17 protein-coding genes are annotated in these 21,125 nt (G+C 71.9%); 14 read left to right on the top strand and 3 right to left on the bottom strand.

The window, feature by feature from the left end:
- Window positions 1-193 precede the first annotated feature (193 nt).
- Together ABGB05_RS33655 and ABGB05_RS33650 are read left to right on the top strand one after the other, a co-directional pair.
- Complete coding sequence (locus tag ABGB05_RS33655; protein WP_347658004.1) at window positions 194-2,626, top strand: SulP family inorganic anion transporter; 2,433 nt, start codon at window positions 194-196, stop codon at window positions 2,624-2,626.
- A gap of 104 nt (window positions 2,627-2,730) precedes the next feature.
- Window positions 2,731-3,447, top strand: coding sequence for a carbonic anhydrase (locus ABGB05_RS33650; RefSeq protein ID WP_347658003.1), 717 nt, complete (start codon window positions 2,731-2,733; stop codon window positions 3,445-3,447).
- Between the two features lie 147 nt (window positions 3,448-3,594).
- Here the strand turns inward: ABGB05_RS33650 and ABGB05_RS33645 are convergent, their stop codons facing one another.
- The gene (locus tag ABGB05_RS33645) at window positions 3,595-4,143 is read right to left on the bottom strand and encodes a GNAT family N-acetyltransferase (RefSeq protein ID WP_347658002.1); all 549 of its coding nucleotides are present in this window, start codon (window positions 4,141-4,143) and stop codon (window positions 3,595-3,597) included.
- 214 nt (window positions 4,144-4,357) lie between these two features.
- Here ABGB05_RS33645 and nudC point away from each other — a divergent pair, with 214 nt between their 5' ends.
- The 3 genes from nudC to ABGB05_RS33630 all read left to right on the top strand — a co-directional run bounded on the left by nudC (window position 4,358) and on the right by ABGB05_RS33630 (window position 7,068).
- Entirely contained in the window at window positions 4,358-5,287 is a 930-nt protein-coding gene (nudC, locus tag ABGB05_RS33640) for an NAD(+) diphosphatase (protein ID WP_347658001.1), read from the top strand.
- Window positions 5,288-5,567: 280 nt separating this feature from the next.
- Window positions 5,568-6,125 (top strand): YbhB/YbcL family Raf kinase inhibitor-like protein, encoded by a 558-nt coding sequence (locus ABGB05_RS33635; protein ID WP_347658000.1) that lies wholly within the window; start codon window positions 5,568-5,570, stop codon window positions 6,123-6,125.
- A gap of 151 nt (window positions 6,126-6,276) precedes the next feature.
- The gene (locus ABGB05_RS33630; RefSeq protein WP_347657999.1) at window positions 6,277-7,068 is read left to right on the top strand and encodes a maleylpyruvate isomerase family mycothiol-dependent enzyme; all 792 of its coding nucleotides are present in this window, start codon (window positions 6,277-6,279) and stop codon (window positions 7,066-7,068) included.
- 110 nt (window positions 7,069-7,178) lie between these two features.
- Here the strand turns inward: ABGB05_RS33630 and ABGB05_RS33625 are convergent, their stop codons facing one another.
- A complete protein-coding gene (locus ABGB05_RS33625; RefSeq protein ID WP_347657998.1) occupies window positions 7,179-7,499 on the bottom strand; it encodes a siderophore-interacting protein in 321 nt (106 codons plus the stop codon).
- Here ABGB05_RS33625 and ABGB05_RS33620 point away from each other — a divergent pair.
- From ABGB05_RS33620 to ABGB05_RS33610, 3 genes are all read left to right on the top strand, one after another.
- On the top strand, window positions 7,424-7,783 hold the full coding sequence (locus ABGB05_RS33620; RefSeq protein ID WP_347658018.1) for a hypothetical protein: 360 nt from the start codon (window positions 7,424-7,426) through the stop codon (window positions 7,781-7,783). The two genes, ABGB05_RS33625 and ABGB05_RS33620, sit on opposite strands and share 76 nt — an antisense overlap.
- Before the next feature lie 102 nt (window positions 7,784-7,885).
- Complete coding sequence (locus ABGB05_RS33615) at window positions 7,886-8,359, top strand: hypothetical protein (RefSeq protein ID WP_347657997.1); 474 nt, start codon at window positions 7,886-7,888, stop codon at window positions 8,357-8,359.
- Window positions 8,352-9,296, top strand: coding sequence for an alpha/beta hydrolase (locus ABGB05_RS33610; protein ID WP_347657996.1), 945 nt, complete (start codon window positions 8,352-8,354; stop codon window positions 9,294-9,296). Before ABGB05_RS33615 ends, ABGB05_RS33610 begins: the two co-directional genes overlap by 8 nt.
- Window positions 9,297-9,325: 29 nt before the next feature.
- On the opposite strand, the gene ilvD is transcribed toward ABGB05_RS33610, so the two are convergent.
- Window positions 9,326-11,173: a dihydroxy-acid dehydratase gene (gene ilvD, locus ABGB05_RS33605; RefSeq protein WP_347657994.1), complete on the bottom strand. Its 1,848-nt coding sequence runs from the start codon at window positions 11,171-11,173 to the stop codon at window positions 9,326-9,328.
- A 202-nt stretch (window positions 11,174-11,375) separates the two neighbouring features.
- On the opposite strand from ilvD, the gene ABGB05_RS33600 reads away from it, so the two are divergent.
- The 6 genes from ABGB05_RS33600 (at window position 11,376) to serA (ending at window position 21,071) form a co-directional block, all read left to right on the top strand.
- Entirely contained in the window at window positions 11,376-13,814 is a 2,439-nt protein-coding gene (locus tag ABGB05_RS33600; protein ID WP_347657993.1) for a bifunctional diguanylate cyclase/phosphodiesterase, read from the top strand.
- Between the two features lie 287 nt (window positions 13,815-14,101).
- Entirely contained in the window at window positions 14,102-16,042 is a 1,941-nt protein-coding gene (locus ABGB05_RS33595; RefSeq protein WP_347657992.1) for an acetolactate synthase large subunit, read from the top strand.
- 13 nt (window positions 16,043-16,055) lie between these two features.
- Window positions 16,056-16,571, top strand: a complete 516-nt coding sequence (gene ilvN / locus ABGB05_RS33590) for an acetolactate synthase small subunit (protein WP_347657991.1) — start codon at window positions 16,056-16,058, stop codon at window positions 16,569-16,571.
- Window positions 16,572-16,654: 83 nt separating this feature from the next.
- Window positions 16,655-17,668, top strand: coding sequence for a ketol-acid reductoisomerase (gene ilvC, locus ABGB05_RS33585; protein ID WP_347657990.1), 1,014 nt, complete (start codon window positions 16,655-16,657; stop codon window positions 17,666-17,668).
- A gap of 318 nt (window positions 17,669-17,986) precedes the next feature.
- Window positions 17,987-19,258 (top strand): mannosyl-3-phosphoglycerate synthase, encoded by a 1,272-nt coding sequence (gene mpgS / locus ABGB05_RS33580; RefSeq protein ID WP_347657989.1) that lies wholly within the window; start codon window positions 17,987-17,989, stop codon window positions 19,256-19,258.
- Window positions 19,259-19,472: 214 nt separating this feature from the next.
- A complete protein-coding gene (gene serA / locus ABGB05_RS33575; protein WP_347657988.1) occupies window positions 19,473-21,071 on the top strand; it encodes a phosphoglycerate dehydrogenase in 1,599 nt (532 codons plus the stop codon).
- Window positions 21,072-21,125: the final 54 nt, after the last annotated feature.

Genomic DNA, 21,125 nt, shown 5'->3' with positions numbered 1-21,125 from the left:
GCTGGGCGGATGCATCTCTCCAAAGTGGTAGTTATTCACTATTGGGAATTTATGGTTGCCCCGATAAGATGCTGGCGAATGGTGCATCACCCCTCTTCCCCCCGTATCACTGGTAACCGGATGTATCCGTCGCGGAAACCGCCCGGTGTCAACTCTCCGCCGCCACACATCCGGCGGAGCCGGAGGAGGCAGCATGTCGCCCACGTGGATCAGCCTGGCCAGCGCATCGGCCCGAATCAGCACCTGGATCCGTCGGGATCTGCGCTACGACCTGCCCGCCTCGCTGGTGGTCTTCCTGGTCGCGGTGCCGCTGTCGCTGGGGATCGCCGCCGCCTCCGACGCGCCGGTGACCGCCGGACTGATCGCCGCCGTGGTCGGCGGTGTCCTGGCCGGACTCTGCGGCGGCTCGGCACTGCAGGTCACCGGCCCGGCGGCCGGGTTGACCGTGGTGGTGGCGGAACTGGTCGGCCGGTTCGGCTGGGCGGCGACCTGCGCCATCACCGCCGCCGCCGGGCTGGTGCAGATCGGATTCGGCCTCAGCCGGATCGCCCGGACCGCCCTCGCGCTCTCACCCGCGATCGTGCACGGCATGCTGGCCGGCATCGGACTCACCATCGTCCTCGCCCAACTGCACGTCCTGCTCGGCGGTGAGCCCGGGACCGCCCCCGTGCAGAACCTTGTCGACCTGCCCGGGCAACTGGCGGGCCGGCACGACCACGCCACGCTGATCGGGCTGATGGTGATCGGGCTCCTGGTGCTCTGGCCCCGCCTGCCGGCGACGGTGCGTCGGATACCCGGCCCGCTTGTCGCCGTCACCCTCGCCACCCTGGCCGCGGTCGTCTGGGACGACGTCGACCTGGCCCGGGTCGAGATGCCGGCGTCGCTGCTGGAGGCCGTACACCTGCCGGCCCTGCCGGAGGCGAGTTGGGCGGCGATCGCCGCCGCCGTACTGACCGTGGCCGCGATCGCCAGCGTGGAGAGTCTGCTGTCGGCGACGGCGGTCGACCGGCTGACCGCCGAGGCCAATGGCCGCGCGGGCCGCGGCGCGAGCGCGGCGGAAACCGACGCCGGGGCCGGCACCCCCGGTGGCCCGCCGACGAAGCCGACCAACCTGGACCGGGAACTCGTCGGCCAGGGCCTCGCCAACACCGTCTCCGGCATGTGCGGCGGACTGCCCGTCACCGGTGTCATCGTGCGCAGCTCCACAAACGTCCACGCCGGGGCCCGGACCCGTGCCTCCGCCGTCCTGCACGGCATCTGGGTACTGCTCTTCGCCGTCCTGCTGGTGGTCCTCGTCGAGCGGATCCCGATGGCCGCGCTCGCCGGGCTCCTGGTGGTCGTCGGCCTGCAACTGGTGAAGATCTCCGACATCAAACGGGTACGGCGGCACCGTGAACTCGCCGTGTACGTGGTCACCGCGCTCGGCGTGGTGGTCTTCAACCTGCTCGAGGGGGTACTGATCGGCCTCGTGCTGGCGATCTGCCTGATCCTGCGGCGGGTGGTCTGGGCCAGGGTGCACGCCGAGCGGCTGTCGACCCGACCACCGGCACCCGAGCACTGGTCCGTGCACGTCGAGGGAACTCTGAGCTTCCTGGCCATTCCCCGGCTGTCCGCCGTACTCGGCAAGGTGCCGTCGGGCAGTGTGGTCGACCTCGAACTCGCCACCGACTTCCTCGACCACGCCGCCTTCGACCACCTGGACTGGTGGGTACGCCAGCACGAGGCCACCGGCGGCAGCGTACGCCTCGACGAGGTCGGCCCCGCGGCGCTGCGTGGTGACCAGCCCCGGCCGGCCCGGCGGGTGCACGCACTGGTGCCACCCCGCTGGTTCTCGCCCTGGTCGAGCTGGCAGGCCCGGCATGTCGAGCCGAACGGTGCGCTGCAGGCCGACCACCACGCCTCCCTGCACGCGGCGCTGCGCCCCGTGCACGCCGGGGTACGCGAGTACCACCGGCGTTCGGCCGCGCGGCTGCTGCCCTACCTCAGCGAGCTCGGTGGCCGGCACCGGCCGGGGACCCTCTTCCTGACCTGCGCCGACGCGCGGATCGTGCCCAATGTGATCACCAGCAGCGGGCCCGGTGACCTGTTCACGGTCCGCAACATCGGCAACCTGATCCCGGCGGACCCGGACGCGGAGTCGTCGGTCGCCGCCGCTGTCTGCTACGCGGTCGAGGTGCTCGACGTGCGGGCCCTGCTGGTCTGCGGGCACTCCGGGTGCGGTGCCATGCAGGGACTGCTGGGCGGGCTCGACGGGCGGGAGGGGTGTGACGAGCTCGGCGGGCTCGGCGGGCTCGGCGACGAGAAGGGCCCGCTCGGGCAGTGGCTGCGCTGGGGACGGCCGAGCCTGGAGGCGTGGCGGGCCGGCCACCCGATCGGGCGTACCGCCGCCGGCCAGGGCCGTACCGAGGTCGACCAGTTGGCGATGGTCAACGTGGCGTTGCAGGTCACCACGCTGCGCGAGTTCCTGGCCGCGCGGGGCGTGGACGAGGAAAAGGTCTCCGTACAGGGGCTCTTCTTCGACATCCCGACCGGCCGGCTGACGGTGCTCGACGAGCGGCGACAGCGGTTCAGCCCACCCGCCGACCGGGAGCCGGAGATCGGGGTGACCTGGGCGCCGCTGCCGTAGCCGGGGTACGCGAATGAGACCCGAGGGTGATTCGGGTCTCATCATTCATCCACTGTCGCTCATCTGTCGTGGTGATCGTCGGCGCTCCGCTAGGTTCGCCGATTGTGAATAACACTCCACTTCGTCCGGTCAGCCGGCGGGCTCTGCTGGCCGCCGGCGGGATGACCGCCGTCGGCGCGGTCGGCCTGGCCGGCCCGGCCGCCGCCCAACCGCCGGCCGACGCCACCCCGACCACCCCGACGCAGGCGATCCGTCGACTGCTCGACGGCAACCGGCGTTTCGTCAACGGACGCAGCCGGCACCCCCACCAGTCACCCCGTGACGTCCGCAACCTGGCCGACGGCCAGGACCCGTTCGCGATCATCGTGGGTTGCGCCGACTCCCGGGTCTCCCCGGAGGTCCTCTTCGACCAGGGCCTCGGTGACCTGTTCGACAACCGGGTCGCCGGCAACATCGTCGACACCATCATGATGGGCAGCATCGAGTACGCGGTCGAGCACTTCGTCCCGCCGGTGCTGCTCGTCCTCGGCCACGAGCGGTGCGGCGCCGTCTCGGCCGCCGTCGAGACCATCGAGAGCGGCGGGCACGCGCCGGGTTCGATCGGCGCGATCGTCGAAGCGCTACGCCCGGTGGTCGAGCCGCTGATCGGCAGCTCCGGTGACGTCGTGGAGGCCGGGGTACGGGCGAACGTGCTCGCCCAGGTCGCGCACCTCACCGCCGCCAGCGAGATCATCGCGGAACGGGTCCACTCCGGAGAGATGGCGGTCGTCGGCGCCCGCTACGACCTTGACCAGGGCCTGGTCACCCTGCTCGGCAGCTAGGCCGGTTCCGGCTGCCGTCGTCTGCTCGGCTGGTCCGCCCGTCGACGGGCCGGCCGGGTCGGCGGTCGGAGCGGCCACTCGATCAGCGTTGGAGCCACGTTCCCCAGAGTCACCAAGGTGACTCTGGGGAACGGCATGCGGCGTCCGTCAACGGCCGGCGGGCTGGCCGGGTGGGCTCCAGCCGGCGTTGAGCAGTTGGTAGAGGACAAAATCCTGCCACCTGCCGGCGATGTTCAGGTAGTCCGGCGCCATGCCGATCCGGACGAATCCGTTACGTTCCAGCACCCGTCGGGAACCGGCGTTGTGTGGCAGGACCTCGGCCTGGATACGGTGCAGGCCCAGCTCGGTGAAGGCCAGTCGGACCATCTCGCGTACCGCTGCGGTGGCCAAGCCACGACCGTTGTGACTGCCACTCACCCAGTAGCCCAGGCTGACGGACTGGAAGGCACCCCGGATGATGTTGTTCAGGGCGATCCGACCGACCACCTGGCCGGACTCGTCGAGGATGAGGTGCACCAGGCCCGTGCCCTGGTCCCGTCGCTCGAGCGCGGCCGCCAGGTCGGCCCGCTGACCGGCGACGGTGAACCACTCGTCGGTGCGGAGCGGTTCCCACGGGGCGAGGAAATCACGGTTGAGTGCAAAGAGCTCGGCCAGGGCGGGCGCGTCGTCGAGGGTCGCTGGTCTGGTGACGTTCACCGGCCGATCATTCCTTCCGGCCGGTTGGGCGGGACGGTGTCGGGCCGAGGATGTGACGTGGCGGACGCGGCGGCACCAGGCCGACGGGACGGCACGACGCATAGCATGCGAGGGTGCCGGTGATCAGCTCACGCGTGTCACCCCGTCCACCCCTGCCTCGGGGTCCGGCTCGCCGCCGTGGCGGTGCGGACAACCGCCGTCGGGTGGCGCGGCGATGACCCTCGACCCGGCCGGCCTCGTCACGTACGCCAACGGCCGCCTCGATCGGGCCGCCCGACTCCGCCGCGACCCGGTACGGCTGCAGACGGCGCTGACCGCCGGGCAGACCGAGATCATCCCGTTGTGGCGGGACCGGTGCCTGGTCGCGGACGGGGCGGTGGTCCGCCTCGGTGGCGGGGACGGCGTCTGGTTGCCGGCCACCGTCGATGCCGGCCCGTTCTTCCTCGGTCTCGACGGGACCCGGCCGGTCTTCGCGGTCGACCTGAGCGGGCTGCCGGAAACCGAAGCGCTCCGGGCGGCCGGTGCGGACCGGACCCGTGACGTACGCGAGTTGGTGCAGCGGCTGGACCCCGCCGAGGCGGCACTGCTCGGATACGCCCGGGGCCTCTGCTACTGGCACCGGCACCAGCGTTTCTGCGCCACCTGCGGCCAGCCGACCCGGTTGACCGAGGGCGGGGCGGCCCGGGAGTGTCCCGGGTGCCGACGCCAGCTGTTCCCACAGATCAGCCCGGCGGTGATCATGCTGGTGGAGCTGCCGGGGGACCCGGCCCGGTGCCTGCTCGGTCGGCACGCGGGGGCGGACCGGGACTCCTTCGCCCTGCTGGCCGGGTTCCTGGAGGTTGGGGAAAGCCTGGAGGACGCGGTCCGGCGTGAGGCGTTCGAGGAGGCCGGGGTGGTGGTCGACTCGGTCCGTTATGTCGCCTCACAGCCGTGGCCGTTCCCGTCCGGGCTGATGGTGGGCTTCTTCGCCCGGGCCGGCAGCGAGGAGACCCGGGTCGACGGCGAGGAGCTGCTGGAGGCCCGCTGGTTCAGCCGGGCCGAACTGCGGGCCCGCCGCGCGGCGCGGGGACGTCTCGGCAACCCGGACTCGATCGACCGGCTGCTGCTGGAAACCTGGCTCGACGCCGAGCCCGCCGGAGAGTGACCGAGCCCGCCGGAGAGCGACCGAGCCAGTCGGAGAGTGACCGAGCCGGCCGGGGAGTGACCGGCCCGGGCGCCGCCAGGTTCCATGATCATGGATATTCTGGCTGTCCGTCCGGATCGTGGGGACTGGCTGGTCCGGGATCGGTTGGCGGGATCGGCAGAGTCTGTGACCAGGGCTGTTCCGGAGGTTCGGCGGCATGTTTCCCTGACTGGCAGCGCTCCCACGGGGTGCCCAGAAAGGGATGACGATGACAGTTCTGTCTGTTGTGGACGGCTTTAGGGTGGTCGGGAGACGCCGGCCGGGACCGCGGGGCGTCGCCCTCCTCGCCCTCGGGCTGTTCGCCGCGACCCTGAGCGGTTGCGGCGACGACGAACCGGAGACGCCGGCCGGCGCCCGGGCGAGCCTGACGGTGACCAGCCCGGCGTTCAAGGAGGGTGAACGGATCCCGACCCGGTACAGCTGCCGGGGACTGGGGGAGCGGCCCGCGCTCGCCTGGTCCGGCGAGGTCGACGGCGTGGAGTCGTACGCGGTGGTGGTCGACGACCCGGACGCGCCGGGCGGCTCCTACCTGCACTGGGTGGTCTTCGACATTCCGGCCGGAACCCGGGAGCTGTCCGGCGGTGACCTGCCGGCCGGCGTCCTGGAAGGCCAGAACTCGTCCGGCCGGGCGGCGTGGGCGCCGCCCTGCCCACCGAGCGGCGAGCACCGCTACCAGTTCCACGTCTACGCCCTCAAGGCGCGCAGCGGCCTTGCCGCCGGCACGGAGGGGAACGAGGCCCGCAAGGTGGTCGAGGGTCTCGCCGTGGCCGGTGGCACCCTGACCGGAATCTTCGGATAACCGGGACGTCCGGGGCCGACCGGAGAGGCGGGTCGGCCCCGGGCACGGCTGGTGGGTGGTGGGGCATGATGGCGGGTGGTCATCTCCGGGAGGGGTGGCCACCCGCCGGCCGTACGACCGGCTCCCGCCCGCCGAACGACAGGGAAACGCCATGGCTGTGCTCGCCGACCAGGTCATCGCCGCGCTCCGCTCGGGGCACGACGAACTCGCCGCACTGGTCCGGGACCTCGGACCGACGGACCTGACCCGTCCCTCCGGGGCCAGCGAGTGGCAGATATCGCAGGTACTCAGCCACCTGGGCAGCGGAGCCGAGATCAACCAGGCCAGCCTGACCGCGGCGGTGACCGGCGGGCCCGCCCCCGACCAGGACTTCAACCGGTCGGTCTGGGCGCGCTGGGACGCGATGGACCCGACCGGGCACGCCGAGGGCTTTCTCGACGCCAACCGGCGCCTGGTCGAGCAGTACGAGTCCCTCGACGCCGCCACCCGGGAGAGTATCCGGATCGACCTCGGATTCCTGCCCGAACCGGTCGACCTGGCGACCGCCGCCCGGATGCGACTCAGCGAGTTCGCCCTGCACCAGTGGGATGTCGAGGTCGGCTTCAACTCGTACGCGACCGTGGCGCCGGAGGCGGTGCCGCTGCTGCTGGAGCAGGTCGGCGCCCTGCTCGGCTGGGTCGGCCGGCCGGACGCGCTGGACGGCCGACAGGCCGAGCTGGCGGTACGGCTGCACGACCCGGAGCAGACCTTCGGCCTGCGCCTCGGCGAGCGGATCGAGCTGACCGGGGCACCCGACGAGCCGGACGGCGAGGCGACGATGCCGGCCGAGACGTGGCTGCGCCTGGCCGCCGGTCGACTCGGACCGGCGCACACCCCGGACGGGGTGACGGTGACCGGCCCGCTCACCCTCGACGACCTGCGCCGCGTCTTCCCCGGCTACTGACCGGATGACGACGGAGGAGGCCGGCACCGACCGCTGCCGCTGCTTCAGCCAACACAGGTCCCGGGAGGTCCGGCATCAGCACCCGGGCGTCCTTGTGACCCATCGGTCGCTCAGTCGAGCCCCCGCCGGCCGGGCGCCCAGAACGGCTTGACCACGGCCTGCCGGCGGGACCAGCCGCGCTCCCGGACCAGGTGGTCCCGGACCGCCTGGCAAGTGCGGGCTTCGCCGGCCAGGTACGCGGTCCCCGGTGCGTCCCCCGGCAGGTCGAGCGCGCGTATCGCCCGGAGCAGCGGTGCGGGATCGGCCGGGTCGGCGTCGCCCCGGTGCACCCAGGACAGTGGACGGTCGGCCGGCAGTGGCAGTTCGCCCTCGGGCGAGTCGGTCACCAGCACGCCGTACGCCGGGATCGTCGCGGGCAGGGCGCGCAGCATGGCGCCGAACGCGACGGCGGCGGTCTCGTCGCCGAGGAAGAGGTGGTACGGAGCCGATCAGGGAGAACCTGCTCGACCTGGTCCGGGAGGGCGAGCGGACCGGCGAACTGGCGGTCGAGGATCCGACGTTCACCGTCGACTTCCTGCTGCACGGCCTGCACGGCGTACTGGAGGGCCTGTTCGCCGAGGGGGTGGTTGCCGAGGGTGCCGCCGTCGAGGGGGTGGCCGCCCGGGTGGACGGCGTCCTCACCGCGCTGCTCAATCCCACCGAGCCGGCGGGTTGAGAGCCGGACCGGCGGGTTGAGAGCCGGACCGACGTACCCGAGGGCTTGACGGATGGCGTCAAGTACTTGACGATGACTGTCAAGCATCTGAGGAGGTCCGCCGTGCCACCACCGACCCACGACGAACTGGTCGAACAGCTCCTCCGCACGATCGACATCCGACTGCTGGATCCGCTGGAGATCCTGCTGGACGGCGACGAGACCGTCGACGCGTTACGGACCGTCGTCCGGGTCCGCGCCGAGGCGTGGGCCCACCGGCTGGTCAAGGGGGACGACCGGGAAGCGGTCGGCGTCGTGCTCCGGATCATCTCCACCCTCTACCCCGGAGACGGGCCCTTCGAGCCGCCGCTCGACTGGTGGCGTACCCCGTTGGGACAGACCGTCGCCCGCCGGGTCGGGCACCCCACCGCCGCCTCGGTCTCGTACGCGGTGGCCGGGGCGATGCTCGGAATCACCCGGCAGGGCGTGCACGACCTGGTCAACCGCGGCAAGCTGGCCCGCCACCCCGACGGCGGGGTGTGGCCCTCCTCGGTCCGTGACCGCCTACTCGAGCGAGAGGAACACCTCCGTGGCTGACATATCGCGGAATGACTCCTCCACCACGACGATCAGGTCGGGGCCGGTGCCGATCGCCGTCCACGACCACGGCGGTGCCGGCGCCCCGCTGCTGCTCCTGCACGGTGCCGGCGGTAACCTCGCCACGACGGCCGAACTGGCCCGGATGCTGCGCCCCGCCCACCGGGTGGTCACGGTGGACCTGCGAGGGCACGGCCGGTCCGGCGACGGGCCCTGGACCTGGGACGCGGCCCTGGACGACCTGGCCAGCGTCGTCGACGAGCTGGACCTGCACCGGCCCGCCGTGGTCGGGGTCTCCCTCGGTGGCATGCTCGCGGCGCTCTGGGCGGCCCGTCACCCGGACTGCCCCGGCGCGGTCAGCCTGGACGGCAACCCACCCCCGGCCCGCCCGGACGACCTCGCCGGGCTCGATCCGGACCGGGCCGTAGCCGAACTGGCCCGGCTCCGGGAGACCTTCGCGGCGATGACCGCCGCGATGGCCCAGCCGCTGACCGCCGACCAGGTCGAGGCGGCCCGCGCCGGCCAGCGAGCCCAGGCCCGGCGGTACGGCTCCGCCGAGGAATCCTGGCTGGAGGCGTTCGAACGCAACCTCGTACCGGTGGACGGTAGCCGGTACCGGCTGCGGCCCGAGCCGCGGTCGACCGAGGAGTTGCGGGTCGCAATGGCGACGTTGGACCTGATCCCGGTCTACCGCGACGTGCGCAGCCCGCTGCTGCTGGTGCTCGCCACCGAGAACCTGCCGGAACAGCAGGCCTTCGCCGACCTGTACGCGGCCCACCGGCGCGGCCTGCGGAACCGGTTGGCGGCCGTCGCCGACAACCCGTGGCTGCGGATCGTCCACCTCGACGGCGCCAGCCACGCGATGCTGGCCGAGCGCCCGGGCAAACTCGCCGACCTCGTCACCGACTTCCTCCGCGTCAGAAGCGGCCCTTCCTGACGTTCTGGGAAGGGCCGCTTCCTTACACCTCAGTCGGGGACGCGGCGGTACGCGCCGTCGCTGGCCGAGGTCGCCATCGAGGCGTACGCCCGCAGCGCGGCGGAGACCGGGCGGACCCGGTCCACCGGGGTGTACGGCCGGTCGCGCTTCTCCTGGGCGATCCGGCGGGCCTGCAGCACCTCGGCCGGGACGTTCAGTTCCATGCTGCGCGACGGGATGTCGATGGTGATCTCGTCGCCGTCCTCGACGAGGGCGATGAGTCCGCCGCCGGCCGCCTCTGGGGAGACGTGGCCGATGGAGAGCCCGGAGGTGCCGCCGGAGAACCGGCCGTCGGTGATCAGCGCGCACTCCCGGCCGAGGCCGCGACCCTTGAGGAACGAGGTGGGGTAGAGCATCTCCTGCATCCCCGGCCCGCCCTTCGGGCCCTCGTACCGGATCACCACCACGTCGCCGGCGACGATCCGCTTGCCGAGGATCGCGTCGACCGCGGCCTCCTGCGACTCGAAGACCTTGGCCGGGCCGCGGAAGGTGAGGCACTCGGCCGGCACCCCGGCGGTCTTGACCACGGCGCCGTCCGGGGCGAGGTTGCCGTGCAGGATCGCCAGCCCGCCGTCGGCGGTGTACGCGTGCGCCCGGTCGCGGATGCAGCCCTCCGCCGCGTCCGTGTCCAGGGTGGACCAGCGGTTGGTGGTGGAGAACGGTTCGGTGGTGCGGACCCCGCCCGGCGCGGCGTGGAACAGCTCGATCGCCTCCCGGGTGGCGGCGCCGCTCCGGATGTCCCAGTCGGCCAGCCAGCTGTCCAGGTCGGTCGAGTGCACCGAGTGCACGTCCCGGCGCAGCAGCCCGGCCCGGTCCAGTTCGCCGAGGATCGCCGGGATGCCGCCGGCCCGGTGCACGTCCTCCATGTGGTACTTCGGCGAGTTCGGGGCGACCTTGGCCAGGCAGGGCACCCGGCGGGAGATCTCGTCGATGTCCGCGACACCGAAGTCCAGCTCCGCCTCGCGGGCCGCGGCCAGCAGGTGCAGCACGGTGTTGGTGGAGCCGCCCATCGCCACGTCCAGGGCGACCGCGTTTTCGAAGGCGGCGCGGGAGGCGATGGAGCGCGGCAGCACCGAGGCGTCGTCGTCGGCGTACCAGCGGTTGGCGATCTCGACGACCACCCGGCCGGCCCGCTCGAAGAGCGCCTTGCGGGCGGCGTGGGTGGCCAGCACCGACCCGTTGCCCGGCAGGGCCAGGCCGATCGCCTCGGTCAGGCAGTTCATCGAGTTCGCGGTGAACATGCCGGAGCAGGAGCCGCAGGTCGGGCAGGCGGACCGTTCGATGGCACCGAGCTGGTCGTCGGTGACCGCGTCGTTCGACGAGGCGATCATCGCGTCGATCAGGTCGATCTTGTCGTGCACGACGCCCTCGACCGCCACCGTCTTGCCGGCCTCCATCGGTCCGCCGGAGACGAAGACGGTCGGGATGTTCAGCCGGAGTGCGGCGAGCAGCATCCCCGGGGTGATCTTGTCGCAGTTGGAGATGCAGACCAGGGCGTCCGCGCAGTGCGCGTTGACCATGTACTCGACCGCGTCGGCGATCAACTCGCGGCTGGGCAGCGAGTAGAGCATGCCGCCGTGGCCCATCGCGATGCCGTCGTCGACCGCGATGGTGTTGAACTCCCGGCCGACCCCGCCGGCCTCCGCCACCGCGTCGGCGACCAGGCCACCGAGGTCCTTGAGGTGTACGTGCCCGGGCACGAACTGGGTGAAGCTGTTCGCGATGGCGACGATCGGCTTGCCGAAGTCGTCGTCCGTCATTCCGGTGGCCCGCCACAGGGCCCGGGCGCCGGCCATCGTCCGGCCGTGCGTGGAGGTCTTCGACCGCAGGTCAGGCATTCGACAAGTGTGGCACCACCGGCCCCGGTCCGCCGGCCGCCGCCCCGCCCGGGTCCAGCACGCGGGACACCGGTGGCGGCGGAGGTCCGGTGCTGATCGACCCGATCGTCCCGCTGGCGCCCGAATCGGCGCTCTTCGCCCCACGACGAGGATCACACCGGACCTCCCCCATGGAACCTCTTCTATCGGGCAGAGTGAATCCGTGCATAGCGCCCTCGGTGTGCCCGTCCTCGCGGTGGCGGTGGGCCTCGCCTCCGCCTGTGGTCCCGTACTGCTCGCGATCACCGCCCGGCGGCACACCGGACCTCGGCGGGTCGGCCAGTGGCTGCTCGCGCTCGGCGGCGCGTTGGCGGCCACCAGCACCGTCGTCGGCCTGGTCGGGCTCTTCCCGGTCGACGAGGCGGTGCACGAGTCGACGCCGCGACCGGATCTGGCCGCGATGATCGCGGTCGGCATGGCGGTCGGCGGGCTGCTGCTCTGCGCCGGGCTGCTGCGGCTGCCGGGGGCCGCGCACGACGCGGCCGCCGCGCTGCGACTCGTCCTGGACGGACTGGTGATCGCCGCCGCGATCTGGTTCGTCGGCTGGGTACTGATCGCCGAGCCGACCCGGCTGCTCGGCGCCTACACCCCACAGAACTGCCTGGCCCTGGTCCTGGCGACGGTGACCGCGGCGGTGGCGGCCGGGCTCACCTTCATCGTCGCGGTCCGGTCGCGGTCGCCCCGGCACGGCCTGGTCCTGGCCGGCGGGGGCGTGACCCTGGTGGCCGGCTGCGGCCTGGCCATCGCCGCCGGGGTCTGCCGGGGCGACCCGGGGCTGGCGGTCTTCGGCGCCGCACTGCTGCCGTTCGGCCTGCTGGTGGTGGCCTTCGTCAGTCGGGCGCCGGACCCGTCGGACGGGCGCGACGGCGACGTCATCCGCCGGGGTACGGCGTACGCCTTCCTGCCGATGGTGGCGATGGCCGTTTCCGCCGTCTACCACCTGGTGGTCGACGGTGGCTTCAGCATCTACCCGGTGCTGGCCGGCATCGTGGAGGGCTTCGGCCTGGTGGCCCGGCAGTACCTCGCGCTCAACGACGTACGCGGCTACGCCGCCCGGCTCGCCGAACGGGAGGCGCACTTCCGCGAACTGGCGCACACCGACCCGCTGACCGAACTGGCCAACCGGCGGGGGCTGCTGCGGACCCTGCAACAGCGGCACGACCGGGCCGACACGCCGTTCGTACTGCTCGGGCTGGACCTGGACGGCTTCAAGAACGTCAACGACATGCGGGGCCACGACGTCGGCGACGCGGTGCTGGCCGAGGTCGGCCGACGGCTGCGAACCAACCTGCGTCCCGGCGACCTGGCCGCCCGGTTGGGCGGGGACGAGTTCGCGGTGCTGATGCGGGCCCGTCCGGCCGAGGCGGAGCGGGTCGCGCAGCGGCTGCTCGGGGTGGTCGGTTCACCGTACGCGCACCCGACCGGCCCGGTGTTCCTGTCGGTCAGCGTCGGGGTCGCCGACCACGCCGACGCGGCGGACGTGGAGACCCTGCTCCGCAACGCCGACCTGGCGCTGCGGTACGCCAAGCAGCGGGGCAAGAACCGGGTCGAACGGTACGACGTCGCCTACGACCGGCTGCTGCGCCGGCGTACCACCCTGGAGCACGAGATGCGGGGCGCGATCGAGCGCGACGAGCTGAGCCTGGCCTTCCAACCGGTGGCCGCGATTCCCTCGGTCCGTCCGGTCGGCGCGGAGGCGCTGCTCCGCTGGCGTCATCCCGAACTGGGCAACGTCCGGCCGGACGAGTTCATCCCGCTGGCCGAGGAGTGCGGGATGATCGCGAAGCTCGGTTCCTGGGTGCTGCACCAGGCCTGCCACCAGCTCTCCCGCTGGCTCGCCGACGGTCACGACGTCTGGGTGTCGGTCAACGTCTCGCCCCGGGAACTGCACGCCCCGGAGTACGTCAACCAGGTCGCCGAAGCGTTGCGGGCGCACCGGGTGCCACCGCAGCGGCTGGTGCTGGAGATCACCGAGCACGCCGTGGCGACCGACCTGCACGAGTTGATCCGCCGGCTGACGGCGCTCCGGGCGACCGGCGTACGGATCGCGCTCGACGACTTCGGCGCCGGCTACTCGTCCCTGGGGCAGCTCCGCCGGCTGCCGATCGACATCCTCAAGATCGACCACAGTCTGGTCGCCGGTCCGGATCCGGTCCGGGCGGTGAACTCGCGCGGTCGGGTCTACGCGCCGATGGTCGACGTGGTCGTCCGGCTCGGGCACCAGCTGGGCCTGCAGGTGATCGCCGAGGGGGTGACCAACCCGGCCGAGTTGGCGGCGGTGGTGGAGTCCGGCTGCGGGTTCGGGCAGGGGCAGCTCTTCGGCTGGGGAGTGCCGGCCGAGCACCTGGAGGCGATGCTGGACGCGGCGACCTCGCCGGGCGCCCGGGTGATCCCGGGGCCGCGCCCACCCGCCGACGACCTGGTCAGACCGCCCGCCGGGGCTGGCGACACCACCGGTCCGGCCGTCGGTGCTGGCGCCGGAACAGGCGCGACGGCCGGCTCCACCGTCGATCCGACGGCGGGTGGGGCGACCGGCTCGGCGATGTCTTCTGTCCAGAATGCGGGATCAGTTGACTCAGCGCGTGAGATCCGTCAGGCTTAGCCCCATGTCGCCGACCCGGTCCTTCCGAGTACTTATCTGAGCGCACTCTCGAGTCCGAGAGTGCGCAGGCCCCGTGCATCAGCACGAGGGCCGTTTTTATTGGCCACGTTCCCTCGTTGGCAGGACGGAGCCGCCGTCCGGCGTACCGGTCCTGCCGCCCGGGTGGCCGACGGTCCCGCCCCGACGGTCCCGCCCAGGCGGCCTCCCCGCCGGCGTGGCGCGACCGCCCCCGACCGACCTCCAGACCTCGAAAGTTCCACTGCTCCGAGCCGAAGGCCTGAATAGCCATGACGAGACCCACACCAGAGACCCTGGCCAACAGCGCGCGCCGACACCGCCCGGCGGCGGTCGAGAGCGACTCCGCCGAGCAGCACCCGCGCCGACTCCGCACCGGCGGCCCGGCCGTCGTCGACCAGGCCGGTCCGCTCGCCGAGGCGCCCGTCCGGGCCGCCGCCACGGGTACGCAGGTGGTCGCGCCGGTACCGGTCTCCGGCGCGCTCTCGCTGGTCAAGTCGCTGGAGGCGCTCGGGGTCGAGGTCGCCTTCGGCATCCCGGGCGGGGCGATCCTGCCGGCGTACGACCCGATCTACGACTCGTCGATGCGGCACATCCTGGTCCGGCACGAGCAGGGGGCCGGGCACGCCGCGACCGGGTACGCGCAGGCGACCGGCAAGGTGGGCGTCTGCATCGCCACCTCCGGTCCCGGCGCGACCAACCTGGTGACGCCGATCGCGGACGCGTACATGGACTCGGTGCCGATCGTGGCGATCACCGGTCAGGTCGCGCGGCCGTCGATCGGTTCGGACGCCTTCCAGGAGGCCGACATCCAGGGCATCACCCTGCCGATCACCAAGCACAACTTCCTGGTCCAGAACGCCGAGGAGATCCCGCGGATCCTGGCCGAGGCGTTCCACCTGGCCGCCACCGGCCGGCCCGGCCCGGTGCTGGTCGACATTCCCAAGGACGTCCTGCAGGCGCAGACGACCTTCAGTTGGCCGCCGGCCCTGGAGCTGCCCGGCTACCGGCCGACCCTGCACCCGCACGGCAAGCAGATCCGCGAGGCGGCCCGGCTGATGACCACCGCCCGGCGTCCCGTGCTGTACGTCGGCGGCGGGGTGCTCAAGGCCGGCGCCACCGAAGGGCTGCGCAAGCTGGCCGAGCTGACCGGGATCCCGGTGGTCACCACGCTGATGGCCCGGGGTGCCTTCCCGGACTCGCACCCGCAGCACCTGGGGATGCCGGGCATGCACGGCACCGTCGCGGCGGTCTACGGACTGCAGAAGTCGGACCTGATCGTGGCGCTCGGGGCCAGGTTCGACGACCGGGTCACCGGCCGGCTGGACTCGTTCGCCCCGGGGGCGGCGATCGTGCACGCCGACATCGACCCGGCCGAGATCGGCAAGAACCGGGCGGCGGACGTGCCGATCGTCGGCGACGCCCGGTACGTCATCGACGAGCTGATCGAGGCGGTCCGGGCGGCCACCGCCGGGCAGCCCGGTGGGGCCGCCGACCGGACCGACTGGTGGGCGCAGCTCGACGACCTGCGGGGCCGTTACCCGCTCGGCTACGACGAGCCGACCGACGGCACCCTCGCCCCGCAGTACGTCATCGAGCGGCTCGGCGCGATCGTCGGCCCGGACGCGGTCTACGCGGCCGGGGTCGGTCAGCACCAGATGTGGGCCTCCCAGTTCATCTCCTACGAGAAGCCGTACACCTGGCTGAACTCCGGTGGCCTCGGCACCATGGGGTACGCGGTGCCGGCGGCGATGGGCGCCAAGGTCGGCAAGCCGGAGACCACGGTCTGGGCGATCGATGGCGACGGCTGCTTCCAGATGACCAACCAGGAGCTGGCCACCTGTGCCCTGGAAGGGATCCCGATCAAGATCGCCCTGATCAACAACGGCAACCTGGGCATGGTCCGGCAGTGGCAGACGCTCTTCTACGGCGAGCGCTACTCCAATACCGAACTCGGTACGCACAAGCACCGGATCCCGGACTTCGTCAAGCTCGCCGAGGCGCTCGGCTGCGTCGGACTGCGCTGCGAGAGCAAGGCCGACGTGGACAAGACGATCCGGGCCGCGATGGAGATCAACGACGCGCCGGTGGTGATCGACTTCGTGGTCGGCAAGGACGCCATGGTGTGGCCGATGGTCGCCGCCGGCACCAGCAACGACGAGATCATGTTCGCCCGGGGGGTCCGCCCCGCCTTCGACGACGACGAGCTGTGAGGGCTGCGTAGAGATGAGCAAGCACACGCTATCCGTGCTGGTGGAGAACAAGCCCGGGGTGCTGGCCCGGGTGAGCGGCCTGTTCTCCCGGCGTGGGTTCAACATCGACTCACTCGCGGTCGGGGAGACCGAGAACCCGGAGGTCTCCCGGATCACCATCGTGGTCAACGCCGAGACCTCGCCGCTGGAGCAGGTCACCAAGCAGCTCAACAAGCTGGTCAACGTACTCAAGATCGTGGAGCTGGACCCGGACGTCTCGGTGGCCCGGGAGCTGCTGCTGGTCAAGGTCCGGGCCGACCGGGTCCAGCGGACCCAGGTGCTGGAGACGGTGAACCTGTTCCGGGCCCGGGTGGTCGACGTCGCACCGGACACCCTCACCATCGAGGCGACCGGTACCGCTGACAAGCTGGACGCGCTGCTGCGTGATCTCGAACCGTTCGGAATCAAGGAGATGGTGCAGTCGGGTCTGGTGGCCATCGGGCGGGGTTCCCGGTCGATCACCACCGGCGCGGCGCTGCGGGCGGCCTGAGGCGGCCCGGCACCGACAGAAGACCAGGACCGCACCGACATCAACAACGGCGGCCGGGCCGGCCGCCGCACGAAAGGAAAGTCATGACCGCTGAGGTGTTCTACGACGACGACGCCGACCTGGCGCTCATCCAGAGCAAGAAGGTCGCGGTGCTCGGCTACGGCAGCCAGGGCCACGCCCACGCGCTGTCGCTGCGCGACTCCGGCGTCGACGTGGTGATCGGCCTGCCGGAGGGCTCGAAGAGCCGGGCCAAGGCCCAGGAGCAGGGGCTGCGGGTCGCCACCCCGGCCGAGGCGTCGGCCGAGGCCGACGTGATCATGGTGCTGGCGCCGGACACCGCGCAGCGCTCGCTCTACGCCGAGGCGATCGCGCCGAACCTGACCGCCGGCAAGGCGCTCTTCTTCGGCCACGGCCTCAACATCCGGTACGGCTTCATCACGCCCCCGGCCGACGTGGACGTGGCGATGGTCGCCCCGAAGGGCCCCGGTCACCTGGTCCGCCGCCAGTACGTCGACGGCAAGGGCGTGCCGTGTCTGGTCGCCGTGGAGCAGGACGCCACCGGTACGGCGTTCCCGCTCGCCCTGGCGTACACCAAGGCGATCGGTGGCACCCGGGCCGGGGCGATCCGGACCACCTTCAAGGAGGAGACCGAGACCGACCTCTTCGGTGAGCAGGCGGTGCTCTGCGGTGGTGCCGCGGCGCTGGTGCAGACCGGGTTCGAGGTGCTCACCGAGGCCGGCTACGCCCCGGAGATCGCCTACTTCGAGTGCCTGCACGAGCTGAAGCTCATTGTCGACCTGATGTACGAGGGCGGCATCGCCCGGATGCGGTACAGCGTCTCCGACACCGCCGAGTACGGCGACTACTCGCGTGGCCCGCGGGTGGTCGACGCCCGGGTCAAGGAGGAGATGCGGAAGATCCTCGCCGAGGTGCAGTCGGGTGAGTTCGCCCGCGAGTGGATCGCCGAGGACGACGCCGGCCGGCCCAACTTCACCAAGTGGCGGGCCGAGGGCGCGGCGCACCCGATCGAGGAGACCGGGCGCAAGCTGCGCGGCATGATGAGCTGGGTCGACCGGCCGATCACCGAGACGGCCTGATTCCACCGACGGCGTCGCGGCGGTCACCCCGCCCACCGCGCCGGCCGACGAGCGGCTCCCCGGCGGTCATCCCGCCGGCCCGAGCCGCCCGGCGGTGATCCCGCACGGCGGTCATCCCGCCGCTGCGCGCCATTCGACGGCGGCGTTCCATCGGCGGTCACCCCGCCCGGGAACGCCGCCGTCGGCGTCACCCGGTGCGGGAAGGGGATCTTTGTTACCGGGGCACCGATGATCGGGTTTCCGGATCATTGCGATCAGAAGTCCGGTCACCGTCGCGGATGTCGTGGCCAGGAAATGGTCGGCGGTTACGCGCCGTGAATGCGTCCGCTCGGGTACTGTCGCCGCATGCGACTGGAGCAATCGCACCGTACCGAGCGTTTCGGCGCCGTTCGCATCCACGAACTTCAACGCGTCATACAGTTGGACTCGGGAGATGCCAGGGGTGCTGCCGGCGACGGCATCGTCTCGCAGGAGGCGCTGCGCGCGATCGAACGGCGAATGGTGATCGTCATTCCCTGCATGAATGAGACACGCAGAGTAATCGAAGGCGTGCTCTCGGGGATACCGCACGACTGCCTGATCGTGCTCGTCTCGAACAGTGCCCGACATCCGGTGGACCGTTACGAGATCGAGGCGCAGACCCTGGAGCAGTACTGCCGGGCGACCGAGCGTCCGGCGATCATCGTGCACCAGCGCGACCCCGGGGTCGCCGCCGCGTTCAAGGCGGCCGGCATGCCGGAGCTGATCGGCGACGACGGGCTGGTCCGGACCGGCAAGGGCGAGGCCATGCTGATCGGCATGGCGGTCGCCGCGCTGACCGGCCGCGACTACCTGGGCTACATCGACGCGGACAACTACGTGCCGGGTGCGGTGCACGAGTACGTCAAGGTCTACGCCGCCGGCCTGCACCTGGCCGCCAACCCGTACGCGATGGTCCGGATCTCCTGGCACTCCAAGCCGAAGCTGCGCGACGGGCGACTCTTCTTCAGCCGGCGCGGCCGCAGCTCCGAGATCACCAACGAGTTCCTCAACCGGCTGGTGGCCGAGTACTCCGGCTTCGGCACCGAGGTGATCGCGACCGGCAACGCGGGTGAACACGCGCTCAGTCTCGACCTGGGACTGCGGATGCGGCTGGCCGGTGGATTCGCGGTGGAACCGTTCGAGTTCGTGGAACTGTTCGAGCAGTTCGGCGGCGTACTCGACACCGCCCATCCGGAGGTCATGGCGAGTTCGGTGCCGGTGCTGCAGATCGAGACCCGCAATCCCCACTTCCACGACAACAAGGGGGAGGACCACGTCCAGGGCATGCGGATGCAGGCGTTGAACGTGCTCTACCACTCGCCGGTGTCGTTGCCGCCGGTCCGGCAGGCGATCCTGGACTTCATGGTCGCGCAGAACGCCGTCGCGCCCGGCGAGGAACCACCCCGGGAGCGGATCTATCCGCCGGTCGGCTCACTCGCCTTCGACCTGCTGCGCGACGGCCTCGAGAGCGAGGCCGAGACGTTCCGCCAACTCGGTGTCGCCCCGCTCGGGGCCCGGCCGCTACCCCGTCCGACGCTGCCGGAGCCGGCGGTCGTACCGACGGCGTGAGGACCGGCCGGGCCGGTGGACGGCGTCACCCTCGTCGCTGTGAGGGCACTCACGCGGGTCCACGGAGCACGGTACGCAGCAGGACGCCTACGATCGGGCGGTAGGTGCGTCCGAACCGTAGGGACGACCCGTTTGGCGGAGTTCGGGACGCAGTGCGGCGCCCAACCCGCCGGTCTGCACGTTCACCTCGCCCGGACGACACATACGAGGACCGATGACTCCTGTCGTACTGATCGCTGAAGAGCTCGCCCCCGCCGCCCTCGACGTGCTCGCGCACGACTTCGACGTACGTCACGTCGACGGCACCGACCGACCGGCCCTGCTCTCCGCGCTCGCCGAGGCCGACGCGGTCATCGTGCGCAGCGCCACCCAGATCGACGCCGAGGCGGTCGCCGCCGCACCCCGGCTCAAGGTGGTCGCCCGGGCCGGGGTGGGGCTGGACAACGTCGAGGTCGCCGCCGCCACCGCCCGTGGCGTGATGGTGGTCAACGCACCGACCTCGAACATCGTCTCCGCCGCCGAGCAGGCCGTCGCACTGCTGCTCGCGGTGGCCCGCAACACCGCCAGCGCCAGCGGCGCGCTGAAGGCGGGGGAGTGGAAGCGGTCCAAGTACACCGGGGTCGAGATCCAGGGCAAGACCGTCGGGGTGGTCGGCCTCGGCCGGATCGGTGTGCTCTTCGCCCAGCGGATGGCCGCCTTCGGCACCCGGCTGATCGCGTACGACCCGTACGTGCAGCCGGCGCGCGCGGCCCAGCTCGGCGTCCGGCTGGTCGGGCTGGAGGAGCTGCTCCGGGAGAGCGACTTCATCTCGATCCACCTGCCGAAGACCCCGGAGACGGTCGGTCTGATCGGTGAGAAGGAACTGGCGCTGGTCAAGCCCGAGGTGCGGATCGTCAACGCGGCACGCGGCGGTCTGGTCGACGAGCAGGCGCTCGCCGACGCGATCGCGGAGGGCCGGGTCGCCGGCGCGGGCATCGACGTCTACGCCAAGGAGCCGTGCACCGCCTCGCCGCTGTTCGCCTTCGACAACGTGGTGGCGACCCCGCACCTGGGTGCCTCCACCGCCGAGGCGCAGGACAAGGCCGGCCTGGCGGTGGCGAAGAGCGTGAAGCTCGCACTGCAGGGCGAGTTCGTGCCGGACGCGGTGAACGTGCAGGCTGGCGGGGTTGTCGCCGAGGACGTCCGGCCGCTGCTGCCGCTGGCCGAGAAACTGGGCAAGGTCTTCACCGCGGTCGCCGGCGGGGTCGCCGCGAGCGTGACCGTCGAGGTACGCGGCGAGGTCGTCGCCAACGACGTCTCGGTGCTCAAGCTGGCCGCGACCAAGGGGCTGTTCACCTCGGTCGTCGAGGAGCAGGTGACGTACGTCAACGCGCCGCTGCTGGCCGCCGACCGTGGGGTCACGGTGGAACTGACCACCCAGCCGGAGACCACCGAGCACAGCAACCTGGTGACGCTGCACGGCGCGCTGCCGGACGGCCGGACCGTACGGGTCTCCGGCACGGTGGTGCACAGCGGCAACCGCGACGCCGTCCGGCTGACCGAGGTGGACGGTTTCGACCTGGAGTTGGGCGCCGAGGGCATCCTGCTCTTCTTCCGCTACGCGGACCGTCCCGGTGTGGTCGGCACCGTCGGCTCGATCCTGGGCGAGGCGGGTGTCAACATCGCCGCGATGCAGGTGGCCCGGCGGGAGGCCGGCGGTGAGGCGCTGATGACGATCACCGTGGACTCGGCGGTCGGCGCGGACCTGCTCAGCTCGGCCGCCGACTCGATCGGTGCGGTCGCGAGCGCGGCGGACCTGCGCGAAGAGGTGTGACGGGGAGACCCGGTCGAGAACGTCGGACGCCCTCGGCCGCCCCCCCGCCCGCGG

Origin of the sequence: Plantactinospora sp. B5E13 (assembly GCF_039871775.1) — a bacterium.
GTDB lineage: Bacteria > Actinomycetota > Actinomycetes > Mycobacteriales > Micromonosporaceae > Plantactinospora.
The sequence above is the reverse complement of the archived record's forward strand: the minus strand, read 5'-3'. Positions and strand labels throughout refer to the sequence as shown.

Bases quoted from the DNA above. Each gene is read 5' to 3' on its own strand.
- ilvC (WP_347657990.1), top strand. From the start codon at position 16,655: ATGACCGCTGAGGTGTTCTACGACGACGACGCCGACCTGGCGCTCATC.
- ABGB05_RS33630 (WP_347657999.1), top strand. From the start codon at position 6,277: ATGGCTGTGCTCGCCGACCAGGTCATCGCCGCGCTCCGCTCGGGGCAC.
- ABGB05_RS33655 (WP_347658004.1), top strand. From the start codon at position 194: ATGTCGCCCACGTGGATCAGCCTGGCCAGCGCATCGGCCCGAATCAGC.
- ilvN (WP_347657991.1), top strand. From the start codon at position 16,056: ATGAGCAAGCACACGCTATCCGTGCTGGTGGAGAACAAGCCCGGGGTG.
- ilvD (WP_347657994.1), bottom strand. From the start codon at position 11,173: ATGCCTGACCTGCGGTCGAAGACCTCCACGCACGGCCGGACGATGGCC.
- serA (WP_347657988.1), top strand. From the start codon at position 19,473: ATGACTCCTGTCGTACTGATCGCTGAAGAGCTCGCCCCCGCCGCCCTC.
- nudC (WP_347658001.1), top strand. From the start codon at position 4,358: ATGACCCTCGACCCGGCCGGCCTCGTCACGTACGCCAACGGCCGCCTC.
- ABGB05_RS33595 (WP_347657992.1), top strand. From the start codon at position 14,102: ATGACGAGACCCACACCAGAGACCCTGGCCAACAGCGCGCGCCGACAC.
- mpgS (WP_347657989.1), top strand. From the start codon at position 17,987: ATGCGTCCGCTCGGGTACTGTCGCCGCATGCGACTGGAGCAATCGCAC.
- ABGB05_RS33625 (WP_347657998.1), bottom strand. From the start codon at position 7,499: ATGCTGCGCGCCCTGCCCGCGACGATCCCGGCGTACGGCGTGCTGGTG.